At 65.8% G+C, this 19814-nt stretch carries 18 protein-coding genes; 9 read left to right on the plus strand and 9 right to left on the minus strand.

Features of this window, described 5'->3' with window-relative positions:
* Positions 1–114 precede the first annotated feature (114 nt).
* Both acnA and J3474_RS03490 read left to right on the plus strand, forming a co-directional pair.
* Positions 115–2787, plus strand: coding sequence for an aconitate hydratase AcnA (gene acnA / locus J3474_RS03485; protein WP_007012914.1), 2673 nt, complete (start codon positions 115–117; stop codon positions 2785–2787).
* A 236-nt stretch (positions 2788–3023) separates the two neighbouring features.
* Positions 3024–3683, plus strand: coding sequence for a hypothetical protein (locus tag J3474_RS03490; RefSeq protein ID WP_207093110.1), 660 nt, complete (start codon positions 3024–3026; stop codon positions 3681–3683).
* A 494-nt stretch (positions 3684–4177) separates the two neighbouring features.
* On the opposite strand, the gene ruvB is transcribed toward J3474_RS03490, so the two are convergent.
* A complete protein-coding gene (ruvB, locus tag J3474_RS03495; RefSeq protein ID WP_007012912.1) occupies positions 4178–5215 on the minus strand; it encodes a Holliday junction branch migration DNA helicase RuvB in 1038 nt (345 codons plus the stop codon).
* Positions 5216–5285: 70 nt separating this feature from the next.
* Positions 5286–5894, minus strand: coding sequence for a Holliday junction branch migration protein RuvA (gene ruvA, locus J3474_RS03500; protein ID WP_207093111.1), 609 nt, complete (start codon positions 5892–5894; stop codon positions 5286–5288).
* A gap of 109 nt (positions 5895–6003) precedes the next feature.
* Between ruvA and J3474_RS03505 the strand changes: the two genes are divergently transcribed.
* The gene (locus J3474_RS03505; protein ID WP_207093112.1) at positions 6004–7515 is read left to right on the plus strand and encodes a hypothetical protein; all 1512 of its coding nucleotides are present in this window, start codon (positions 6004–6006) and stop codon (positions 7513–7515) included.
* 21 nt (positions 7516–7536) lie between these two features.
* Here J3474_RS03505 and ruvC read toward each other — a convergent pair whose 3' ends face one another.
* From ruvC to J3474_RS03530, 5 genes are all read right to left on the minus strand, one after another.
* On the minus strand, positions 7537–8013 hold the full coding sequence (ruvC, locus tag J3474_RS03510) for a crossover junction endodeoxyribonuclease RuvC (protein ID WP_007012909.1): 477 nt from the start codon (positions 8011–8013) through the stop codon (positions 7537–7539).
* Between the two features lie 61 nt (positions 8014–8074).
* A complete protein-coding gene (locus J3474_RS03515; RefSeq protein WP_007012908.1) occupies positions 8075–8818 on the minus strand; it encodes a YebC/PmpR family DNA-binding transcriptional regulator in 744 nt (247 codons plus the stop codon).
* Positions 8819–8925: 107 nt separating this feature from the next.
* Positions 8926–9243, minus strand: coding sequence for a heavy metal-binding domain-containing protein (locus J3474_RS03520; RefSeq protein WP_007012907.1), 318 nt, complete (start codon positions 9241–9243; stop codon positions 8926–8928).
* 110 nt (positions 9244–9353) lie between these two features.
* The gene (locus J3474_RS03525) at positions 9354–9590 is read right to left on the minus strand and encodes a DUF2312 domain-containing protein (protein ID WP_007012906.1); all 237 of its coding nucleotides are present in this window, start codon (positions 9588–9590) and stop codon (positions 9354–9356) included.
* Between the two features lie 147 nt (positions 9591–9737).
* Entirely contained in the window at positions 9738–10049 is a 312-nt protein-coding gene (locus J3474_RS03530) for a DUF1244 domain-containing protein (RefSeq protein WP_013834389.1), read from the minus strand.
* Between the two features lie 77 nt (positions 10050–10126).
* Here J3474_RS03530 and pyk point away from each other — a divergent pair, with 77 nt between their 5' ends.
* Entirely contained in the window at positions 10127–11608 is a 1482-nt protein-coding gene (gene pyk, locus J3474_RS03535; protein ID WP_007012903.1) for a pyruvate kinase, read from the plus strand.
* 13 nt (positions 11609–11621) lie between these two features.
* The gene (locus J3474_RS03540; RefSeq protein WP_207093113.1) at positions 11622–12251 is read left to right on the plus strand and encodes a LysE family translocator; all 630 of its coding nucleotides are present in this window, start codon (positions 11622–11624) and stop codon (positions 12249–12251) included.
* A gap of 38 nt (positions 12252–12289) precedes the next feature.
* On the opposite strand, the gene J3474_RS03545 is transcribed toward J3474_RS03540, so the two are convergent.
* Positions 12290–12955 (minus strand): YggS family pyridoxal phosphate-dependent enzyme, encoded by a 666-nt coding sequence (locus tag J3474_RS03545; protein WP_007012901.1) that lies wholly within the window; start codon positions 12953–12955, stop codon positions 12290–12292.
* Between J3474_RS03545 and J3474_RS03550 the strand changes: the two genes are divergently transcribed.
* The 3 genes from J3474_RS03550 to J3474_RS03560 all read left to right on the plus strand — a co-directional run bounded on the left by J3474_RS03550 (position 12954) and on the right by J3474_RS03560 (position 18043).
* Complete coding sequence (locus tag J3474_RS03550) at positions 12954–13559, plus strand: thiamine phosphate synthase (protein WP_207093114.1); 606 nt, start codon at positions 12954–12956, stop codon at positions 13557–13559. The genes J3474_RS03545 and J3474_RS03550 overlap by 2 nt on opposite strands.
* 53 nt (positions 13560–13612) lie before the next feature.
* A complete protein-coding gene (locus J3474_RS03555) occupies positions 13613–16006 on the plus strand; it encodes a DNA translocase FtsK 4TM domain-containing protein (RefSeq protein WP_207093115.1) in 2394 nt (797 codons plus the stop codon).
* A gap of 291 nt (positions 16007–16297) precedes the next feature.
* Complete coding sequence (locus tag J3474_RS03560; RefSeq protein WP_013834394.1) at positions 16298–18043, plus strand: cation:proton antiporter; 1746 nt, start codon at positions 16298–16300, stop codon at positions 18041–18043.
* Positions 18044–18058: 15 nt separating this feature from the next.
* Here J3474_RS03560 and J3474_RS03565 read toward each other — a convergent pair whose 3' ends face one another.
* Positions 18059–18520, minus strand: coding sequence for an Lrp/AsnC family transcriptional regulator (locus tag J3474_RS03565; RefSeq protein ID WP_007012896.1), 462 nt, complete (start codon positions 18518–18520; stop codon positions 18059–18061).
* Positions 18521–18662: 142 nt separating this feature from the next.
* Here J3474_RS03565 and ald point away from each other — a divergent pair, with 142 nt between their 5' ends.
* On the plus strand, positions 18663–19778 hold the full coding sequence (gene ald / locus J3474_RS03570; protein WP_013834395.1) for an alanine dehydrogenase: 1116 nt from the start codon (positions 18663–18665) through the stop codon (positions 19776–19778).
* The last annotated feature ends 36 nt before the right edge of the window (positions 19779–19814 follow it).

The following is a 19814-nucleotide window of genomic DNA, read 5'->3' on the forward strand; positions in this document are numbered from 1 at the left end:
GCGCGCATCCGCAGGGCAACGAATCCGCTTGTCGCACTGCAGCACGGCCCGCGATTCCCTCTGGGCCGCCCGATCAGGGAGGCAAGCTCCATAACCAAGGGGAAATTGCCTACCATGACCCAAGTCGGACAGGATACGCTCGGCACCCGCAGCACCATGACCGTCGGCGGCAAGCAGGTCGCCTACTATTCGCTGAAGAAAGCGTCCGAGAAGATCGGCGACGTTTCGCGTCTGCCCTTCTCGATGAAGGTCCTTCTCGAGAACCTGCTGCGATTCGAGGACGGCGGCTTCACCGTATCGACCGACGACATCCAGGCCATTGCCGACTGGCAGAAGAACCCGGTGACCGGCGAGGAAATCCAGTACCGCCCGGCCCGCGTTCTCCTGCAGGACTTCACCGGCGTTCCCTGCGTCGTCGACCTTGCCGCGATGCGCGACGCGATCGCCTCGCTGGGCGGCGATACCTCCAAGATCAACCCGCAGGTTCCCGTAAACCTCGTCATCGACCACTCGGTCATGGTCGACGAGTTCGGCCACCCCAAGGCGTTCGAGCAGAACGTCGAGATCGAATACCACCGCAACATGGAGCGCTACGACTTCCTCAAGTGGGGTTCCAAGTCGCTCTCCAACTTCTACGCGGTTCCCCCGGGCACCGGGATCTGCCACCAGGTGAATCTGGAGAACATCGCCAGATCGGTGTGGACCAGCGAGGACCAGAACGGTGAAACGGTCGCCTACTTCGACACTTGCGTGGGCACCGACAGCCACACCACCATGGTCAATGGCCTTGGCGTGCTGGGCTGGGGCGTCGGCGGCATCGAGGCCGAAGCCGCGATGCTCGGCCAGCCGGTTTCGATGCTCATCCCCGAAGTCGTGGGCTTCAAGTTCACCGGCACACTGATGGAAGGGGTCACCGCCACCGACCTCGTGCTGACCTGCACCAACATGCTGCGCAAGCACGGCGTGGTCGGCAAGTTCGTCGAATACTACGGCGAGGGCCTTGCCTCGCTGAGCCTCGCCGACCGTGCCACGCTCGCCAACATGGCCCCGGAATACGGCGCGACCTGCGGCCTCTTCGGCATCGACGACAAGACCATCGACTACCTGCGCCTCACCGGCCGCGAGGAAGAGCAGATCGCCCTCGTCGAAGCCTATGCCAGGGAGCAGGGCTTCTGGATGGAGCCGGGTGCGCCCGAGCCGATCTTCTCCTCGACTCTCGAACTCGACCTGTCGACCGTCGTGCCCTCGCTTGCCGGCCCGAAGCGTCCGCAGGACAAGGTCATCCTCACCGAGGTCGACGACGTGTTCAACAAGGACATGGCCGAAACCTACAAGAAGGAGCGCCAGAGCGTTCCGGTCGAAGGCAAGGACTTCTCGATCACCGACGGCGACGTCATGATCGCGGCCATCACCAGCTGCACCAACACCTCGAACCCGAGCGTACTGATTGCTGCCGGTCTCGTCGCCAAGAAAGCCGATGAGCTGGGCCTGAAGCCGAAGCCCTGGGTCAAGACCTCGCTGGCCCCGGGCTCGCAGGTCGTCACCGACTATCTCAACAAGGCCGGCCTCCAGTCGCACCTCGACAACATCGGCTTCAATCTCGTCGGCTACGGCTGCACCACCTGCATCGGCAATTCCGGCCCGCTGGCGGAACCGATCAGCAAGGCGATCAACGAAAACGGTCTCGTCGCTTCGGCGGTCATTTCGGGCAACCGCAACTTCGAAGGCCGCGTCAGCCCCGACGTGCGCGCCAACTTCCTCGCCTCGCCGCCGCTGGTCGTCGCCTACGCGCTGAAGGGCACGGTGGTCGAAGACTTCACCACCACCCCGATCGGTCAGGGCAAGGACGGCCAGGACGTGTTCCTCAAGGACATCTGGCCGACCAACCTCGAAGTCGCCGAAACCATGGCCGCATGCGTCGACCGCTCGATGTTCCAGGCCCGCTACGCCGACGTCTACAAGGGCGACGAGCACTGGCAGGCGATCAACGTCGTCGGTTCGGAAACCTACAACTGGCGCGCCGGATCGACCTATGTCGCCAACCCGCCGTACTTCGAGGGCATGGAAATGACCCCGGCGCCGGTCAACGACATCATCGAGGCCAAGCCGCTGCTGATCCTCGGCGATTCGGTCACCACCGACCACATCTCGCCGGCCGGCTCGATCAAGGCAGACAGCCCCGCGGGCCAGTGGCTCATGGAGCACCAGGTCGCCAAGGCCGACTTCAACTCCTACGGCTCGCGCCGTGGCCACCACGAAGTGATGATGCGCGGCACCTTCGCCAACATCCGCATCCGCAACGAAATGGTTCCGGGTACCGAGGGCGGCATTTCGCGCTTCGGCGAGGAAGTGATGCCGGTCTACGACGTCGCGATGAAGTACAAGGAGCAGGGCACGCCGCTGGTGGTCGTCGCCGGCAAGGAATACGGCACCGGCTCCTCGCGCGACTGGGCGGCCAAGGGCACCAACCTGCTGGGCGTTCGCGCCGTCATCGTCGAGAGCTACGAGCGCATCCACCGCTCGAACCTGGTCGGCATGGGCGTGTTGCCGCTGCAGTTCAAGGACGGCGATACCCGCCAGAGCCTTGGCCTGACCGGTGACGATGCCTTCACCATCCGGGGCGTCGCCACCCTCAAGCCGCGCCAGGACGTCGAAGTCGAAGTGACCCGTCCGGACGGCTCGACCTTCACCTTCACTGCGCTGTGCCGCATCGATACCGCCAACGAACTCGAATACTTCAACAACGGCGGCATCCTGCAGTACGTGCTGCGCAAGCTGGCGGCCTGATCGCCCTGTCCTGACGGCTGAGACAATGTCCCGCATCGCGCGGGGCGGGGTTTTTCTTTGAGCGCAATCCGCATCGAGGCTCGCTGGCGACGTCATCGCGCCAAGGTGATGCTTCCGCTTCCCAACCCGCAAATGTCACGCAGCGTGCGGCGCTCAAGCAAAAAGGGCGGCACCGAAGTGCCGCCCTTCCCCCCTTGGAACGGGTTTGCGCCGGCTATCGGCCGTCCGTCTTGCCCTTGGCGAGGCGACGCCGGCCAACGACTGTCGCGGCAGCCGCTCCGAACAGAATGAGCATCGGCGGCGCGGGCACATCGTGCGGAGGAGGAGGCGGCGGAGGAGGCGGAGGCGGTCCGCCCGAAGTGGTCGAACCGCCCGACGACGAGGAACTGCTCGACGAGGACGAACTGCTGGTCGAGGACGAGGAACCCGAGGAGGACGAACTGCTGCTCGACGAAGAGGACGAGCCGCTTGAACCGCCGCTGGAGGTCGTGCCGCCCGATGAACTCGAAGATGAACTGGACGACGACGACGATGAACTCGACGAGGAGGACGACGAGGAGCTGGTCGAAACATTACCCGAGCTGGTCGATGTCGTCGAAGTCACACCTCCCGTGGTCGAAGTTACGCCGCCCGTGGTCGAGGTCACGCCGCCGCTCGAACTGGACGTCGAAGTGGAGCCGCCCGTGGTCGTGGAGGTCAGGCCGCCGGTCGAGGTAGAGGTCGATCCGCCGCTGGTCGTGGAACTGATCACGACGTTTCCGCCGCCGCCACCGCCGCCACCGAAGAAGCCGCCGAAGAAGCCGCCGCCGAAACCGCCCAGCGGCCCGCCGCCGATCACCACCGGCACGCCGCCACCGCTGCCGCCGACCGGCGGCTGGGGGGCCGGCGGGATGTAAGGCGGCGGAAGCGGCACCATGGCCACTTCAGGCTGTTCGCAACAGGTCCGCTTGATGATCTTGCGCACGCGCTTGGTTTCGCGCGGAAGTTCCCTCTTCACCACGCGCTTGACCGGCTTGGGCTGAGCGACCTTGGCCTGCTTGACCTTGCGGTACTGCACTTCCTTGGAAGGGGTTTCCGCCACGTGGACGGCGCCGCCCCCAATGATGGCGCAGCCTGCCGCGCAGGCAGACAATTTTGCAAGGGCCATCCGAACCGACATAAGCGAAGCTCTCTTTGTTCCGTTTGGTCTTTGCGGCTGCCTGAATGGCTAACCGACCAGTCCATCTGGCACAGAGAACACGCAGAAAGCTTAACGCGACAACGGCGTTAACCGTGAATCGGGCGTCCCGAAGCGGGAAACGCGGTTAATTAATCATCAAGCCCCAAGGCCTGTACCGAAACGGGACTGCCAGATGCCGATTCTGTAAACGTCTCCGACGCTTTTTCGAAGCTAGTCAGTCGATTGCTCCGAATCGAAAAGCCCGCCCTGCGGCCCTGCGGGCGGCGTCAATCCCAGATGCTTCCAGCCCAGATCGTTGAGGCAACGCCCGCGCGCCGTGCGTGCGACGAGACCGAGCTGGATCAGATAGGGCTCGATCACCTCCTCGATCGTGTCGCGCGGCTCCGAGAGGCCCGCGGCCAGCGTCTCGACGCCAACCGGACCGCCCTTGTAGATGTCGGCGATCATATGGAGGTAGCGCCGGTCCTGCGCATCGAGGCCGATCGAATCGACTTCGAGCCGGGTGAGCGCATCGTCGGCAATGGCGCGGGTGATGACATCGCTTCCCGCGACATGTGCGAAGTCGCGCACCCGGCGCATCAGCCGCCCGGCCACGCGCGGCGTTCCCCGCGAACGGCGGGCGATCTCGGTCGCCCCGCCCTTGTCCATGCCGATGCCCAGCAGTCCCGCGCCGCGCGTTACGACATGTTCAAGCTCGGGCACGGTGTAGAACTGCAGGCGCACGGGGATGCCGAAACGGTCGCGCAAGGGCGTCTGCAGCAGCCCCTGCCGGGTCGTCGCGCCGATCAGGGTGAAAGGCGGCAGGTCGATACGCACCGAGCGCGCGGAAGGCCCCTCGCCGATGATGAGATCGAGGGCACGATCCTCCATCGCCGGATAGAGCACTTCCTCTACCACCGGGTTGAGCCGGTGAATCTCGTCGATGAACAGGACGTCCCCCTGTTCCAGATTGGTCAGCAGCGCGGCGAGGTCGCCCGCTTTCGCGATGACCGGGCCGGAGGTGGCACGAAAGCCCACGCCCAGTTCGCGCGCGACGATCTGCGCCAGCGTGGTCTTGCCCAGCCCCGGAGGGCCGAAGAAGAGCACGTGATCCATCGCCTCGCGCCGCGACTTGGCGGACTCGATGAAGATACGCAGGTTGTCCTTGGCGCCCGCCTGTCCGACGAACTCCTCAAGCGTCTTGGGACGCAGCGCCGCGTCGGCATCCTCGGGCTGACGGGACGAAGTGAGGATGGGGTTATCGGTCATGACCTGGCCGCTTGGGATGGAATGGACCCAGAAACAAGTTCAGGGTGAGGTGCCGGGGTAATTCCTGAAGTCACCCCGCAGCCCTCTTGAGGGCCACGCGAACGATGGCGTTGAGGTCGGCGTCATCGCCCAGTTCGCCCATCGCGTGGGCCACTGCGGCGCTGGCGATGGCGGGCTTGAAGCCGAGGTTCTGCAGCGCGGAGACCGCATCGGCGCTGACCGAACCTGCGGGCGCTGCTGACGTCGCCACACCCGGGGAGCCCGGCGCGGTCGGCATGCCGCCGGCCTTTTCCTTCAGCTCGTTGACGATCCGGCTTGCCAGTTTCGGCCCGACGCCATTGGCCCGAGCGACCATCGCAGCGTCACCGCCGGCGCAAGCTCGCTGCAGTTCCTCGGTGTTGAGCGCCGAGAGGATCGCAAGCGCCACCTTGGAGCCGACGCCCTGCACGGCCGTCAGCAGGCGGAACCAGTTGCGCTCCGCCGCGCTGGCAAAGCCGATGAGGCGCTGGTCGGTTTCGGAGACCTGCATTTCGGTATGAACGACGACCTTGTCGCCGCGAATGCCCAGGTGCTCCAGCGTGCGGGCCGAGCAATGGACGAGGTATCCCACCCCGTTGACGTCGATGATCGCCCAGTCCGGGCCGGTATCGTCGAGCAGACCTGTAAGCTTGGCGATCATGGTTTGTTCCTATGGCACAAGGGCGAGTCGCGCCGCAAGCGCAAAGGCGGAAGAGCCGTGGATCACCCCCGACGCAATGCGGTGACAAGTCCGCCGGCGAGGACTAAGCATGGGTGCGATGGGGCAAGATCGGGCTGACCGGACATCGGGGCAGGAACGGGGGGAACGCGTGTCCCCGGGCTGGAAGCTGCTCGTCGTCCTCACCCTGATCGCAGCGCTGGCCCTGCGGGTGCGTGCATTCTCGCTTTACGACATCGCCTACTCGGACGAACTGCTCCAGTATCTCGAGCAGGCTAACCGGTTCGTGACCGGTCATGGCGTAGTCCCCTGGGAATGGCGCGTGGGCCTGCGCAATGCGCTGATCCCGCAAGTACTTGCCCTGCCCGTCTGGCTCGGCCACGCGCTTGGCCCCGGCACCATGCTGCCCGTCGCCCTTGCCCGCGCGGCATTCCTGGCGCTGAACCTGCTGGTCCTGCCCGCGGCCTATCGTCTTGGCGCCCTCCACTCGCGCGCCGCCGCACTGGTTGCGCTCTTCGCAGTGTCGGTCTGGTGGGAAAGCGTGCTTTTCAGCGAGTTGATGCTGGCCGAAAGCCTGGGCGCCGCGCTCATGCTGCCTGGCGCGGCCTTGCTCCTCGATCGGAGCGCCTCGCGGCGCGCGCTCGTGCTGAGCGGGCTGCTGCTGGGCCTAGCCGTGCTGGTGCGCATGCAATACGCGGTTTTTGCCGGCGTTCTGGCGCTGGCCGCCCTGCGCGTGGACCGTGGGCGCTGGGTGCCTGTCATGCTCGGCGGACTGGCCGCGCTACTGGTCGGCGCGGCAAGTGACCTCGCCGCCGGATTGCCGCCGTTCGGCTGGGTCGTGGTCGGCATATCCAAGAACATCGGCGAAGGCATCGCCGCGCGCTTCGGCACTTCACCGCCGCTTGCCTACCTCGGGATGCTCCAGCAGCATCTCTGGCCGGTCTTCGCCCCGGCGCTGGTGGGAGCGGTGCTGGCCGGACGGCGCTATCGACCGCTCATGCTGGCAGCACTGGCCAACCTGATCGTGCACAGCCTGATCGGCCACAAGGAATACCGCTTCGTCTGGCTGACGACGCTGACCATCGTCATCCTGTCCGCCATCGCCCTCGTGCGCCTTGCAGACTGGCTGGCGAATCGGCGCGGACAGGAACCCGGGAGCTTGCGCAGCGCCGCCATTCTTTGCGGCGCCATCGCCCTGCTGTCCGCCTTTTCCGCCACCATGACCGGCGGAGCGAGTGCCTGGCGCGGCGGCGGCGCGATTCCCCGCCTGGCCGGATTGGCGGCACAGGACCCCAAGGTCTGCGGCATCGCCGTCGCCTACGAGTTCAAGAGCCACGTGGTGCCTGCGCTGCTGCCCCGCCGCGTACCGCTGATGCTGGCGCCCGAAGGTGTCCTGTCCGGCAACCGGCCGCTCTCTCCGGGCCTTGCTGCGGCGGCCGACGCGCTGGTTCTCAACTCGGACACGCCGGTGCCGCAGCAATACGAGCGCCGCGCCTGCCTGCCGCTTGCAGGGGACAGTCCCTGCCTATTCGTGCGCCCCGGCACCTGCACGCATGACACCCGCGACAGCTACCAGCAGGCGATTGCCCGGAACGACATGTAATTACCGGCTTCCCGCCAGCGCTCAGCGATGGCTGCCGAGCATGTTGGCGTGGGTGATCGCGACGGCCAGAGCGTCGGAGGCGTCTTCGCCGGCCAGCTTAACGCCGGGCAGCAGCACCTTGAGCATGGCCTGTATCTGCGCCTTCTCAGCCCCGCCAGTGCCGACGAGCGCCTTCTTGACGACCTTGGTCGAATATTCGGCGACGGGCATCCCGGCGCGCGCCAGCGAGAGCATGGCAACGCCGCGCGCCTGACCGAGCTTGAGCGTGGACTGCGGGTTCACGTTGACGAAGACTTCCTCCACCGCGCCCGCATCCGGCCGGTGGTGGAGAATCACATCGGTCAGGGCCGCGTCGAGTTCGACAAGGCGGTCGGCCATCGCCGCCTTGGCATCGGTGCGGATCTGCCCGTTGGCAACGTGGCTGAGCCTGCTGCCCGACTTGGCGACGATGCCCCAGCCAGTGCAGGTCAGGCCCGGATCGAGGCCGATGATGATCATGACGGCGGTGCGCCCGGGACCGGGCTTTCGGGCAGGACGCGAAAATCTGCCCGATGCCGGATCAACCCAGTTGTTCCATGACCTCGTCGGAGATCTCGTAGTTGCCCCAGACGGTCTGGACATCGTCGTCATCGTCCAGCGTGTCGACCAGCTTGAGCAGGGTCGAAGCGGTATCGGCGTCGACGTCGACCTTGATGTTGGGCTTCCACGCCAGCTTGACGCCTTCGGCCTCGCCCAGCGCCTTTTCCAGTTCGCGGGCGACTTCATGCAGGTCCTCCACCGCAGTCCAGACCGAGTGACTTTCCTCGTCGCTTTCGACGTCCTGCGCACCGGCCTCGATCGCGGCTTCGAGGACCTTGTCCTCATCGCCCACCGAACCGGGGTACTCGATCAGGCCGAGACGTTCGAAGCCGTGGGAAACCGCGCCGCTGGCACCGAGGTTGCCGCCGTTCTTGGAGAAGGCGGTGCGTACGTTGGTGGCGGTGCGGTTGCGATTGTCGGTCAGCGCCTCGACGATGAGGGCGACGCCGCCGGGGCCGTAACCTTCGTAGCGCACTTCCTCGTAGTTCTCGCCATCGTTCTTGCTGGCCTTGTCGATCGCGCGCTGGATGTTGTCCTTGGGCATCGACTGCGCCTTGGCCGCGTTGACGGCGGCGCGAAGGCGCGGATTCATGTCCGGATCGGGCATGCCCATCTTGGCTGCGACGGTGATTTCGCGCGAAAGCTTGGAGAACATCGCCGAGCGCTTTTTGTCCTGCGCCCCCTTGCGATGCATGATGTTCTTGAACTTGGAATGGCCTGCCATGGGTCCGCCCGTTATTTCGTTATGGATCGCCGGAACCGGTTTCCGGCGGGAAAGATCGCGCGCCCTTACAACAGGCGCATGGCCGAGGGCAACCGCCCCCGATGCCCTCAGACGACTACGGCCGTGCCCGAGCAGCTGACCATCAGCATCGATCCGCTTTGCCCGATCACCTCGTAGTCGAGGTCGACGCCGACCACGGCATTGCCGCCCAGCTTCACGGCCTCCGCTTCCATTTCCGCCAGTGCTTCCTTGCGAGCGCGCTGCAGCACCTGCTCGTACTTGCCCGAGCGGCCACCGACGATATCGGTGATCGAGGCGAAGAGATCGCGGAAGATGTTCGCGCCGACGATGACCTCGCCGGTGACGATGCCCAGGTAGTGCTGGACGGGACGGCCTTCGACGGCAGGCGTGGTCGTGACGATCATTCGGCTCTCTCCTCGGCCTTGGGCTTGTTGCGCATGCCTAGCGCAAGCCGGGGCCGAGGTCAGCCTCGATCGTCACTTTCCCGCTGCGCGGCAGCTGCCGCGCAGGCCGATCAGTCGATGCCGAGCGCGGCCTTGTAGGTATCGAGAATCATGTCCATTTCGCGGCGGTCGTCGGGCTTCATCTTCCGCAGGCGCACGATCTGGCGCATGATCTTGACGTCGTAACCCACGGCCTTCGCCTCGTTGTAGACGTCGCGGATATCGTCCGAGATGCCCTTCTTTTCCTCTTCGAGGCGCTCGACGCGCTCGATCAGCAGGCGCAGGCGATCGTCGGTGGTTTCGGCCATGGGGTGTCAGCTCCGGAAACTGGGATGGTGAATCGATTGGTCGGGGCTGATAGCCGCAGCCGGAGATTCGGGCAAAGCCGGACCTGTGGAAATTGCAGGTGCCGAAAAAGCCCGCGCGCGAGCGGCCTGCCGCCCGCGCACCAGCGTTCAGTGCGATCCGCCGTTCTTCTTCAGGCTTTCCTCCATCCGGGCGAGCTGTTCGGGCGTCGCCTCGGTCTGGTACTTGTCCTTCCATTCGGCGAAGGGCATGCCGTGGATCAGCGCACGCGCCTCGGCCTTGTCGCCTGCGAATCCCGCATCGCGGATCCAGTCGGCAAGGCAATTGCGGCAAAAGCCTGCAAGCCCCATCAAATCGATGTTTTGCGCATCGTGACGCTGCTGGAGATGGCCCACCAGCCGGCGGAACGCAGCGGCCGCGATTGCGTCGTCAAGATCTGCGATTTCGTATTCTTGGGTCATATCCCTGCCATTCGTCCTTGGTTTGTAACCTGCCCTTTGCCATATGACCGGGCAACTTCGAAAGAGGCAGAAACGACTTGGCCAATCTCCCCAACCGTCGATCCCCGCATCACCGCGGCATCAAACGCGCACGCAAGGTCAAGATCCTGGCGACGCTAGGCCCCGCCAGCCGCGACAAGGAGACCATCGCCAAGCTGCTGAAAGCCGGGGCCGACGCCTTCCGCGTCAACATGAGCCACGGCGATCACGAAACCCACCGCGAGACCATCGCCAACATCCGCGCGGTCGAAAAGGACCTGATGCGCCCGGTCGCGGTGCTGTGCGACCTGCAGGGACCGAAACTGCGCGTCGGCCAGTTCGAGGGCGGCAAGGCCTTCATCCGCCACGGCGCACACTTCACACTCGATCGCAATCCCGAACCGGGCAACGACGAACGCGTCTGCCTGCCGCATCCCGAACTGTTCGGCCTGCTCGAAAAGGGCCAGCGCCTGCTGATCGACGACGGCAAGCTGCGCCTTGTCGTCCTGCGCGCCGAACCGGACGCGATCCTGTGCAGCGCCGAAGTCGGCGGGCAGATCTCGGACCGCAAGGGCGTGAACATTCCCGATGCCATCGTCCCGGTCCCGGCACTGACCGAGAAGGACCGGCGCGACCTCGCCTTCGCAGTCAAGGAAGGCGCCGACTGGATCGGCCTCTCCTTCGTCCAGCGCCCCGAGGACGTCGCCGAAGCGCGGCGCCTGATGGGCGGCCACGGCGCGCTGATGGCCAAGATCGAAAAGCCCGCCGCGGTGGAGAGCCTGAACGAGATCATCGAGCTGTCCGACGGCATCATGGTCGCGCGCGGCGATCTGGGCGTCGAACTCAATCCCGAGGAAGTGCCGCCGATCCAGAAGCGCATCATCGAAATCACGCGCGGTCACGGCAAGCCTGTCGTCGTCGCCACGCAGATGCTGGAATCGATGATCACCAGCCCCTCGCCGACCCGCGCGGAAGTTTCCGACGTTGCCAACGCGGTCTACGACGGCGCCGACGCGGTCATGCTCTCGGCAGAGACGGCCGCGGGCCAGTGGCCGGTAGAGGCAGTGACGATCATGGATCGCATCGCATCGCAGGTCGAAGGCGATTCGACCTACAACGCGCGCGTCCACCTTGCGCAGACGCCGCCCGATGCCACGACCGCCGACGCGCTTTCGGCTTCGTGCGCGACCATCGCCGACACGCTGCCGATCGAGGGGATCATCGTCTTCACCGGTTCGGGCGGCTCGGCCCGCCGCGTGGCCCGCGAACGCCCCGCCGCGCCGATGCTGGTGCTCACCCCCTCGCAGAAGACGGCCCGCCGCCTCGCCCTGCTGTGGGGGGCGCACACCGTCTCGACCCGGGACATCGGCAGCTTCGAGGAGATGATCGCCAAGGGCAAGCGCATGGCCCTGCGCCATGGCTTCGGCGCCGGCGGATCGCGCCTCGTCACCCTGGCGGGCGTACCTTTCGGCGTTCCCGGCTCGACCAACCTGCTGCATGTCGTGACCCTGACCGGCAACGAACTCGACACGCCCAAGTAAGCCTGACCCACACATGGCATTGCATACATTGTGGATCTACGCGGTCGCGGTCTTTCTGCTGAGCGCGACCCCGGGACCGAACATGCTCCACGTCCTCTCGCGCAGCGTCGAGCTGGGCATGAAGCGTACCGTGGCGACGATGGCGGGCTGCCTGCTCGGCCTCGTCACCCTGCTGGCCGCTTCTGCGGTCGGCCTGGGCGCTCTGCTCCATGCGCTGCCGGGCGTCTTCACCACGCTTCGCATCGCGGGCGCGGCTTACCTGCTGTTCCTGGCGGTCAAGGCATGGCGCGCGCCGGTTCGCGAGGACGAAACCGAAACCCAGGACCTGCGGCCCGAAGTTTCATGGCAGGCCCTGTTTCGTGGCGGCTACGCGATCTCGATCAGCAATCCCAAGGCGATCGTCTTTGCCGCCGCCTTCCTGCCGCAGTTCATCGACCCGGCCCTTGCGCAAGTGCCGCAGTTCGCGATTCTCGTCGGCGTCTTCGCGGTGATCGAGGCGTTCTGGTATTCGGTCTATGCGGGAAGCGGCCGCGCACTCTCGCGCCACCTCAATCGCGCCGGCGTGAAGCGCGCGTTCAATCGGCTGACCGGCGGGCTGTTCGCCGGCTTCGGCCTGTCGCTGCTGGCCTTCCGCGCAACCTGAATCTGGTCCTCCCCCGCGAGGGGGAAGACTTCACCGGTTCAGCCGCGCGCGCCGAACAGGGCGCTGCCCACGCGTACGTGCGTTGCGCCGAGCATAACCGCGGTCTCGAAATCGTCGCTCATGCCCATGCTGAGCTGGTCCAGTCCATTCTCGGCGGCGATCTTGGCGAGCAGCGCGAAGAACGGCGCCGCCTCGATACCCAGCGGCGGCACGCACATCAGGCCGACGACCGGGATCTGCGCTTCGCGCGCGGAAGCCAGCAGCGCCGGCACCTCGGCAATCGCGCACCCGCCTTTCTGCTCCTCCTCGCCGATGTTCACCTGCACGAAGCACGGCACCTGCCGGCCCAGCTTGTCCATCGCCTTGCCGAGCGCCGACACCAGCGAGGGACGATCGAGCGAATGGATGCAGTCGAACAGCTGCACGGCGTCTTCCGCCTTGTTCGACTGCAGCTGCCCGACGAGGTGGAGCTGCACCCCTTCGTAGCGTTCGCGCAGCTCGGGCCACTTGGCCTGCGCTTCCTGCACCTTGTTCTCGCCGAAGACGCGCTGGCCTTCCTCGATCAGCGGAACGATCCGCTCGGCCGGGTGGGTCTTGGAAATGGCGATGAGCTCGACGGCCCCGGGCTTGCGGTGCGCAATCGTCGCGGCATGGGCGATCCTGGCCCGGACGGTCTGCAGGGGAGTAAGGTCTGGTTGATCCATGGGCCGCTGCTATAGCGATTGCGTGCCGATCCGCTACCCGCCTCTTTCCGTGAACCTGCCCGACATATGGCTGATCAGCGACGAGCGCATCGACGCGCAGCTACCTCAAGTTCTTTCACGGCTGCCGCGCGGGTCCGGCTTCGTCTTTCGCCATTACCACCTGCCGCCCGCCCACCGCCGCACCCGCTTCGAGGAGCTGGCGCGCATCGCCCGGCGGTACGGGCATGTCGTCGTGCTTTCCGGCACACCGCGCGAAGCCGGGCGATGGCAGGCCCACGGAGCCTACTGTGCGCCGCGAAGGCTTGCGGGCGGCCCCGCCACCTTGCGCCTCGCCACCGTCCATTCGCTGCGCGAACTGGCGCAGGCGAACCGCACGCGCGCCGATGCCGTGCTGCTTTCGCCGGTCTTCCCGACCCGCTCGCATCCAGGCGCGCGCCACCTCGGGCAGGTGCGTTTTCACCTCATGGCTGCCCGCTCAGGCGTGCCGGTCATTGCCTTGGGCGGAATGAACGCCCATCGGGCACGCTCTGCCCGGATCAGGAAATGGGCTGCGATTCAGGGACTTGCAAAATCGCCCACAAAGTCGTTCCCGATCCATTCTTGACGGCGAGTCCCGCCGAAGCGCATTATCACGACCTGTAACCAGGGGAATTCCGAATGGCCACACGGCCCATGGCGCCCGGACGGCGCATCGCCAAGCCGGACTGGCGCGCAGTCTTGAAGCGCAGCCTGCGCCGCGCGTCCGAACTGAGCGGTGCGGTGGTCCTGTTCGCGGCCATGGCGTTCCTCGCGCTGGCGCTGCTGAGCTATCACCAGACCGACCCTTCCGCCTCGACCGCCGCGGGCGGCGACGTGCAGAACTGGATGGGGGCCGCCGGCGCATGGGTGGCCGAGCGCGCGCTGTTCTTCTTCGGGCCGGTTTCGGCGCTGTTCGTGCCCCTGCTCTATGTCTTCGCCCGCAAGCTGTGGCTGCTGGTCGAGGAAGACGACAACGAAATCGAGCATTCCAACCAGCGCTGGTGGCGGCCCGTGGGGATGCTCGCCTTCGCCATGATCCTGGTGGCAACGGTGCTCTCGCTGTGGATCGACGAGCCGGGCGGTACCCTGCCCGCATCCTGGGGCGGGATCACCGGCCTGCTCGGAGCCAAGGCGATCACGGCCATTGCCGGATTCGCGCCCGATGCCGTGGACGGATGGATCAAGCTGGCACTGGCGCTGGTCTTCCTGGCCTGCGGCATCGCGCTGATCGGCAAGGTCTTCGCGATCGACTGGGTGCGCCTGCTCACCCTGCCCGGCCGCATCGGCCAGGTTCGCGATGCCCTGCCCAAGCCTGCGAAGCGCACCGCCGCGCGTGAGGCGACTGGCGAAACCGACGCCGAAGTCGAGACGGCCAAGCCCGAAGCGCCCGCCCCGCGCGCTGCCGCCCCCGCGCCGCTCAACGAGCCGGCCCGCAAGGCTCCCCAGATCGTCGATCCGACGACGCCCGCTCGCCCGGCGCAGCTGGGCACCGGCAGCCAGCAGAAGGACCTGTTCGACCAGTACCAGCTGCCGCCGCTCGACATCCTCGCCGATCCTCCGGCCAATGCCGGCCCGAAGATCGACAAGCTCAGCCTCGAGCGCAACGCGCGCCTGCTGGAAACCGTGCTCGACGACTTCAACGTCAAGGGCGAGATTACCGCCGTGCGCACCGGCCCGGTCGTCACCATGTACGAACTGGAACCGGCCCCGGGCATCAAGGCCAGCCGCGTGATCGGCCTGGCCGACGACATCGCCCGCAACATGTCGGCGATCTCCGCGCGCGTCTCCTCGATCCCGGGCCGCACGGTGATGGGCATCGAGCTTCCCAACGCCGACCGCCAGATGGTGTCCTTCAAGGAAATGGTCGGCTCGGAGAACTTCGCCCACCACAAGGGCATGCTGCCGATCATCCTGGGCAAGGACATCGCCGGCGAACCCGTCGTCGCCGATCTTGCGACGATGCCCCACCTGCTCGTTGCCGGCACCACCGGCTCGGGCAAGTCGGTAGGCCTCAACTGCATCCTGCTTTCGCTGCTCTACCGGATGACCCCGGCGCAATGCCGCCTGATCCTCGTCGACCCCAAGGTCCTCGAACTCAAGAGCTACGACGACATTCCGCACCTGCTCTCGCCGGTGGTCACCGAACCGCCCAAGGCGGTGCGTGCGCTCAAGTGGGCAGTCGAGGAAATGGAGCGCCGCTATCGCCAGATGAGCGAGATCTCGGTGCGCAATCTCGCCAGCTTCAACGAGAAGGTCCGCGCCGCCGCGGCCAAGGGCAAGCCGCTGGGCCGCCGCGTCCAGATCGGTTTCGACCCGGAAACCGGCGAGGAACTCTACGAGGAAAACCAGCTCGACTACGAAGTGCTGCCGCAGATCGTCCTGATCGTCGACGAGCTGGCCGACCTCATGGTCACCGTCGGCAAGGAAATCGAAGTGCTGATCCAGCGCCTCTCGCAAAAGAGCCGCGCGGCGGGCATTCACCTGATCATGGCCACGCAGCGTCCCTCGGTCGACGTCATCACCGGCGTCATCAAGGCCAACCTGCCCACGCGTATTTCCTTTGCCGTGACCAGCCGCATCGACAGCCGCACGATCCTGGGCGAACAGGGCGCCGAACAGCTGCTGGGCAAGGGCGACATGCTCTACAAGCCCAACACCGACCCGATCAAACGCGTCCACGGCCCCTTTGTCTCGGACGAGGAAGTCGAACACGTCGCCGACTTCTGGCGCACGCAGGGCAAGCCGGAATACATCGACGCCGTCACCGAAGAGCCCGAGGAAGGCAGCTTCGGCTTCGACGATCTCAACGCCACCGCCTCGGACAATCCCGAGGAGCGCAAGTACCTGCAGGTCTGCCAGCTCGTGTTCGAAAACCAGAAGGTTTCGGTCTCGTGGCTCCAGCGCCAGATGGGCGTGGGGTACAATACCGCGGCCAAGTGGGTGGAGCGCATGGAAAACGACGGTTACGTCGGCCCGGCCAATCACGTCGGCCGCCGCGACATCTATCGCGACGAGAACGGCAACCCGCTGTAACTGCGAAGCGGGTGGGCCGCAGGGGTCTTGCCCCATCGACAGGCCCGGGGTGAGCGGGGCAGCTCAAGGCAGGCGGGGTGTGGTGACCGGGTGCAGCGCTGTGAAGCGTTCCGCCCGAGGCCCGCTCATCCCGCGCTTGTGGAGCCATGCACCCCAGCCCTCCGATCCGCCTTCCACCCGCGACAAACCACGCCTACCGCACGCCGAACGGCAAGTCGGCGCTAGATTCCCGGGCGCCGGCCACTACATAGACCCCAATCAGTTCTCACCCAACCTGCCGGAAAGACCCAGATGGAACAACATGCGCAGGACTTCCTGCTGAGGGACGGCTTCCTGCTGCTCGGCACTGCGCTGGTCTTCGTCCTGCTGTTCCGGCGGCTGGGCCTGGGCGCGACCCTGGGTTACCTGCTCGCCGGAGCGATCCTCGGGCCTTACGCGCTCGACCTGATCGGCGACCCCGAAAGCAAGATCGGCATTGCCGAGCTGGGCATCACCCTGCTGCTCTTCGTCGTCGGCCTCGAACTGGCACCCCGGCGACTGTGGCGCATGCGGCACGAAATCTTCGGGCTGGGCCTGCTGCAAGTCGCACTGTGCGGGCTGGCGGTTTCGGCGGTAATCCATGTCTTTGCCGGCTTCACCATCGAGGCCTCGCTGGCGCTGGGCCTGCCGCTCGGCCTGTCATCGACGGCGCAGGTCCTGCCGATGCTGCAAAGCGCGGGCCGCCTGCACACCCCGTTCGGCGAACGCGCCTTTGCAGTGCTGCTGTTCCAGGATCTCTCGATCATACCGCTGATCACGATCATCGCGGCGATGAACCGCAATCCCAACCTGCCGGAAGGCCCTCCGGGCTGGCAGCTGGCGCTGCTGACGGTTGCCGCCATCGTCGGGCTGATCGCGGCGGGGCGTTTCGTCATCCGTCCGCTGTTCCGCCTGATCGGCAACCTCGGCGAGCGCGAGATGTTCGTCTTCGCCGCGCTGTTCACGGTGATTGCCTCGGCCGCGCTGATGCAGTGGCTCGGCCTTTCGACCGCACTGGGCGCCTTCATCGCCGGTGTCATGCTGGCCGACTCGCCCTATCGCCACGAACTGGAAGCGGACGTCGAGCCGTTCCGTTCGATCCTGCTGGGTCTGTTCTTCATGTCGGTTGGCATGATGCTCGACCTTTCCGCCATCGCCGAGCGGCCGCTGTTCGTCGCGGCCATGGCAACGGCGCTGATCGCGGTCAAGGCGACGATCATCTTCGCACTGGCGCTGGCCTTCCGCATGAACTGGCGCAGTGCACTGGCGCTTGGCCTGTTGCTCAGCCAGGGGGGCGAATTCGGCTTCGTCCTGTTCGCGCAGGCGCAGAATGCGTGGCTGATCGAACCGCAGGCAGCCAGCCTGTTCAGCGCCATCGTCACCCTGTCGATGATTACCACCCCGTTCCTGATGATGGCGACCCGGCGCATTCGCGAAACTCCGGCAAGCCGGCAGGAGCGCGAGGCTCCGCGCGAGGACGGTGCGAGCGCGCTCGTCGTCGGCTACGGGCGTTTCGGCCAGACCGTCGCCCAGATCCTGATCACCGCCGATATCCAGGTGACGCTGATCGACAACGACATCGAGATGATCGACCGCGCCAGCGCATTCGGGGCCAAGGTCTATTTCGGCGATGGTACGCGCCTCGACCTGCTGCGGCAGGCCGGGGCCGGAAATGCGCAGATGATCGTCTTCTGCATCGACGGCGACCAGCTGACGGAGGCCTTCCTGCACGCGGTTCACGACGCGTTCCCCGATGCCCAGATCCATGCCCGCGTCTACGATCGTCGCTCGCTGCTGCGTCTCAAGGACGCGCCGGTCAAGTTCCTGGCCCGCGAAGTGATCGAATCCGCCGTCGTCCTCGCCCGCTCGGCGCTCGACGGGCTGGGCCTATCGATCGAGGACATCGACAAGGCCGAGAGCCACTATCGCAAGAACGACAAGGAGCGCCTCTCGCTTCAGCACGAAGCCGGTGACTTGCGCGTCGCGCGCGACCGCATCATCACCCAGCCGACCCGGTGAATGCCCCCGCGCCGGTCAGGCGCCGGGTACCGCGTATCCCTCGAAGCGCTTGATGCGTCGCAGCGAGAAGCTGGTGCGCATCGACGAGACGCCGGGAAGACGCGCGAGGCAATCGCGGTGGATCCGGTCATAGTGGTCGAGATCGACCGCAGCGACGCGCAGCTGATAGTCGGCCGCACCCGACATCAGATGACACTCGAGGATCTCGTCGAAGTCGCACACGGCGCGCTCGAACCGGTCCATCGCCTCACGACTCTGGCTGTTAAGGGTGATTTCGACGAAGACTTCCACCGACAGGCCGAGTCGCCGGGCGTCGACGCGGGCAGCATAACCGAGGATCAGTCCCTGCTCTTCCAGCGACCGGATGCGCCGGTGGCAGGCGGAGGACGACAGGTTCACGCGTTCGGCCAGATCGGCAAGTGAACGCGACGAATCCGCCTGTAGCGCGGCAAGCAAGGCGCGATCGGCCCTATCCATGGGATATTTTCCCTATAATTTTACTTGTTTGGGATATCGTCCCATAGATCCCGCTGCGCAAGGGCAAATTTGGTGAAACGTTGCTCGGGAATGGGTGTATTTTCCATCGCACCAAGTTTACCGTATTTTTTGGAGTTGGATCATGCGCGTCGGTACCGTCCGGGAAATCAAGAACCACGAATATCGTGTCGGCCTCACCCCAGAGAGCGCCCGCGAGCTTATCGCTAACGGCCACGAAGTGTGGGTGGAAAAGTCGGCCGGTCTCGGCATCGGCGCCGCTGACAGCGCCTACGCCGCTGCCGGTGCCAAGATTATCGACACCGCCGCCGAAATCTTCGCCGGTTGCGAGATGGTCGTAAAGGTGAAGGAACCGCAGGCCGTCGAGCGCGCGATGCTGCGCGAAGGCCAGATCCTCTACACCTACCTGCACCTCGCGCCCGATCCGGAGCAGACCGCCGACCTCGTGAAGTCGGGCGTCACCGCGATTGCCTATGAAACCGTCACTGGACCGGGCAATTCGCTGCCCCTGCTCAAGCCGATGAGCCAGGTCGCAGGCCGCATGTCGGTCCAGGCCGGCGCCACCGCGCTGGAGAAGGCCCACGGCGGCCGCGGCGTTCTGCTCGGCGGCGTTCCGGGCGTGATGCCGGGCAAGGTTGCAGTCATCGGCGGCGGCGTCGTCGGCTTCAACGCCGCGCAGATGGCCGTTGGCCTCGGTGCCGACGTCACCATCCTCGACCGTAGCCCCGACGTTCTCGAACGCCTCGGCATCTACTTCGAAGCCCGCGCCAAGACCCGCATCGCGAGCACAGCCAACCTCGCCGAGAGCGTTGCCGACGCCGACCTCGTCATCGGCGCGGTGCTGATCCCAGGCGCTGCCGCTCCCAAGCTCGTCACCCGCGAGATGCTCGGCACGATGAAGCCGGGCGCGGTGCTCGTCGACGTCGCCATCGATCAGGGCGGCTGCTTCGAGACGAGCCGTGCGACCACGCATGCCGAGCCGACCTTCATGGTTGACGGCATCGTTCACTACTGCGTCGCCAACATGCCGGGCGCCGTTGCGCGCACCAGCACTTACGCGCTCAACAACGTGACCGTGCCCCACGCCCTGGCCATCGCCAACCTGGGCTGGAAGCAGGCCCTTGCAGACGATCCGCACCTGGCCAACGGGCTCAACGTCCATGCCGGCCAAATCACCTACGAGGCCGTCGCCAGCGAACTGGGCTACGACTACACCTCGCTGCAAACCATCCTGAGTTAAGAAAAATCACTAGAAATTAACCGTATTTTCAGTGAG

Source organism: Novosphingobium sp. PY1, assembly GCF_017312445.1.
In the GTDB taxonomy this organism is placed as follows: domain Bacteria; phylum Pseudomonadota; class Alphaproteobacteria; order Sphingomonadales; family Sphingomonadaceae; genus Novosphingobium.

Coding starts and splice junctions, on each gene's coding strand:
- J3474_RS03560 (WP_013834394.1), top strand. CDS start 16,298: ATGGAACAACATGCGCAGGACTTCCTGCTGAGGGACGGCTTCCTGCTG.
- acnA (WP_007012914.1), top strand. CDS start 115: ATGACCCAAGTCGGACAGGATACGCTCGGCACCCGCAGCACCATGACC.
- J3474_RS03545 (WP_007012901.1), bottom strand. CDS start 12,955: ATGGATCAACCAGACCTTACTCCCCTGCAGACCGTCCGGGCCAGGATC.
- J3474_RS03505 (WP_207093112.1), top strand. CDS start 6,004: ATGGGTGCGATGGGGCAAGATCGGGCTGACCGGACATCGGGGCAGGAA.
- ruvC (WP_007012909.1), bottom strand. CDS start 8,013: ATGATCATCATCGGCCTCGATCCGGGCCTGACCTGCACTGGCTGGGGC.
- ald (WP_013834395.1), top strand. CDS start 18,663: ATGCGCGTCGGTACCGTCCGGGAAATCAAGAACCACGAATATCGTGTC.
- J3474_RS03555 (WP_207093115.1), top strand. CDS start 13,613: ATGGCCACACGGCCCATGGCGCCCGGACGGCGCATCGCCAAGCCGGAC.
- J3474_RS03525 (WP_007012906.1), bottom strand. CDS start 9,590: ATGGCCGAAACCACCGACGATCGCCTGCGCCTGCTGATCGAGCGCGTC.
- ruvB (WP_007012912.1), bottom strand. CDS start 5,215: ATGACCGATAACCCCATCCTCACTTCGTCCCGTCAGCCCGAGGATGCC.
- J3474_RS03565 (WP_007012896.1), bottom strand. CDS start 18,520: ATGGATAGGGCCGATCGCGCCTTGCTTGCCGCGCTACAGGCGGATTCG.
- J3474_RS03515 (WP_007012908.1), bottom strand. CDS start 8,818: ATGGCAGGCCATTCCAAGTTCAAGAACATCATGCATCGCAAGGGGGCG.
- J3474_RS03520 (WP_007012907.1), bottom strand. CDS start 9,243: ATGATCGTCACGACCACGCCTGCCGTCGAAGGCCGTCCCGTCCAGCAC.
- J3474_RS03530 (WP_013834389.1), bottom strand. CDS start 10,049: ATGACCCAAGAATACGAAATCGCAGATCTTGACGACGCAATCGCGGCC.
- J3474_RS03540 (WP_207093113.1), top strand. CDS start 11,622: ATGGCATTGCATACATTGTGGATCTACGCGGTCGCGGTCTTTCTGCTG.
- J3474_RS03550 (WP_207093114.1), top strand. CDS start 12,954: ATGGGCCGCTGCTATAGCGATTGCGTGCCGATCCGCTACCCGCCTCTT.
- ruvA (WP_207093111.1), bottom strand. CDS start 5,894: ATGATCGCCAAGCTTACAGGTCTGCTCGACGATACCGGCCCGGACTGG.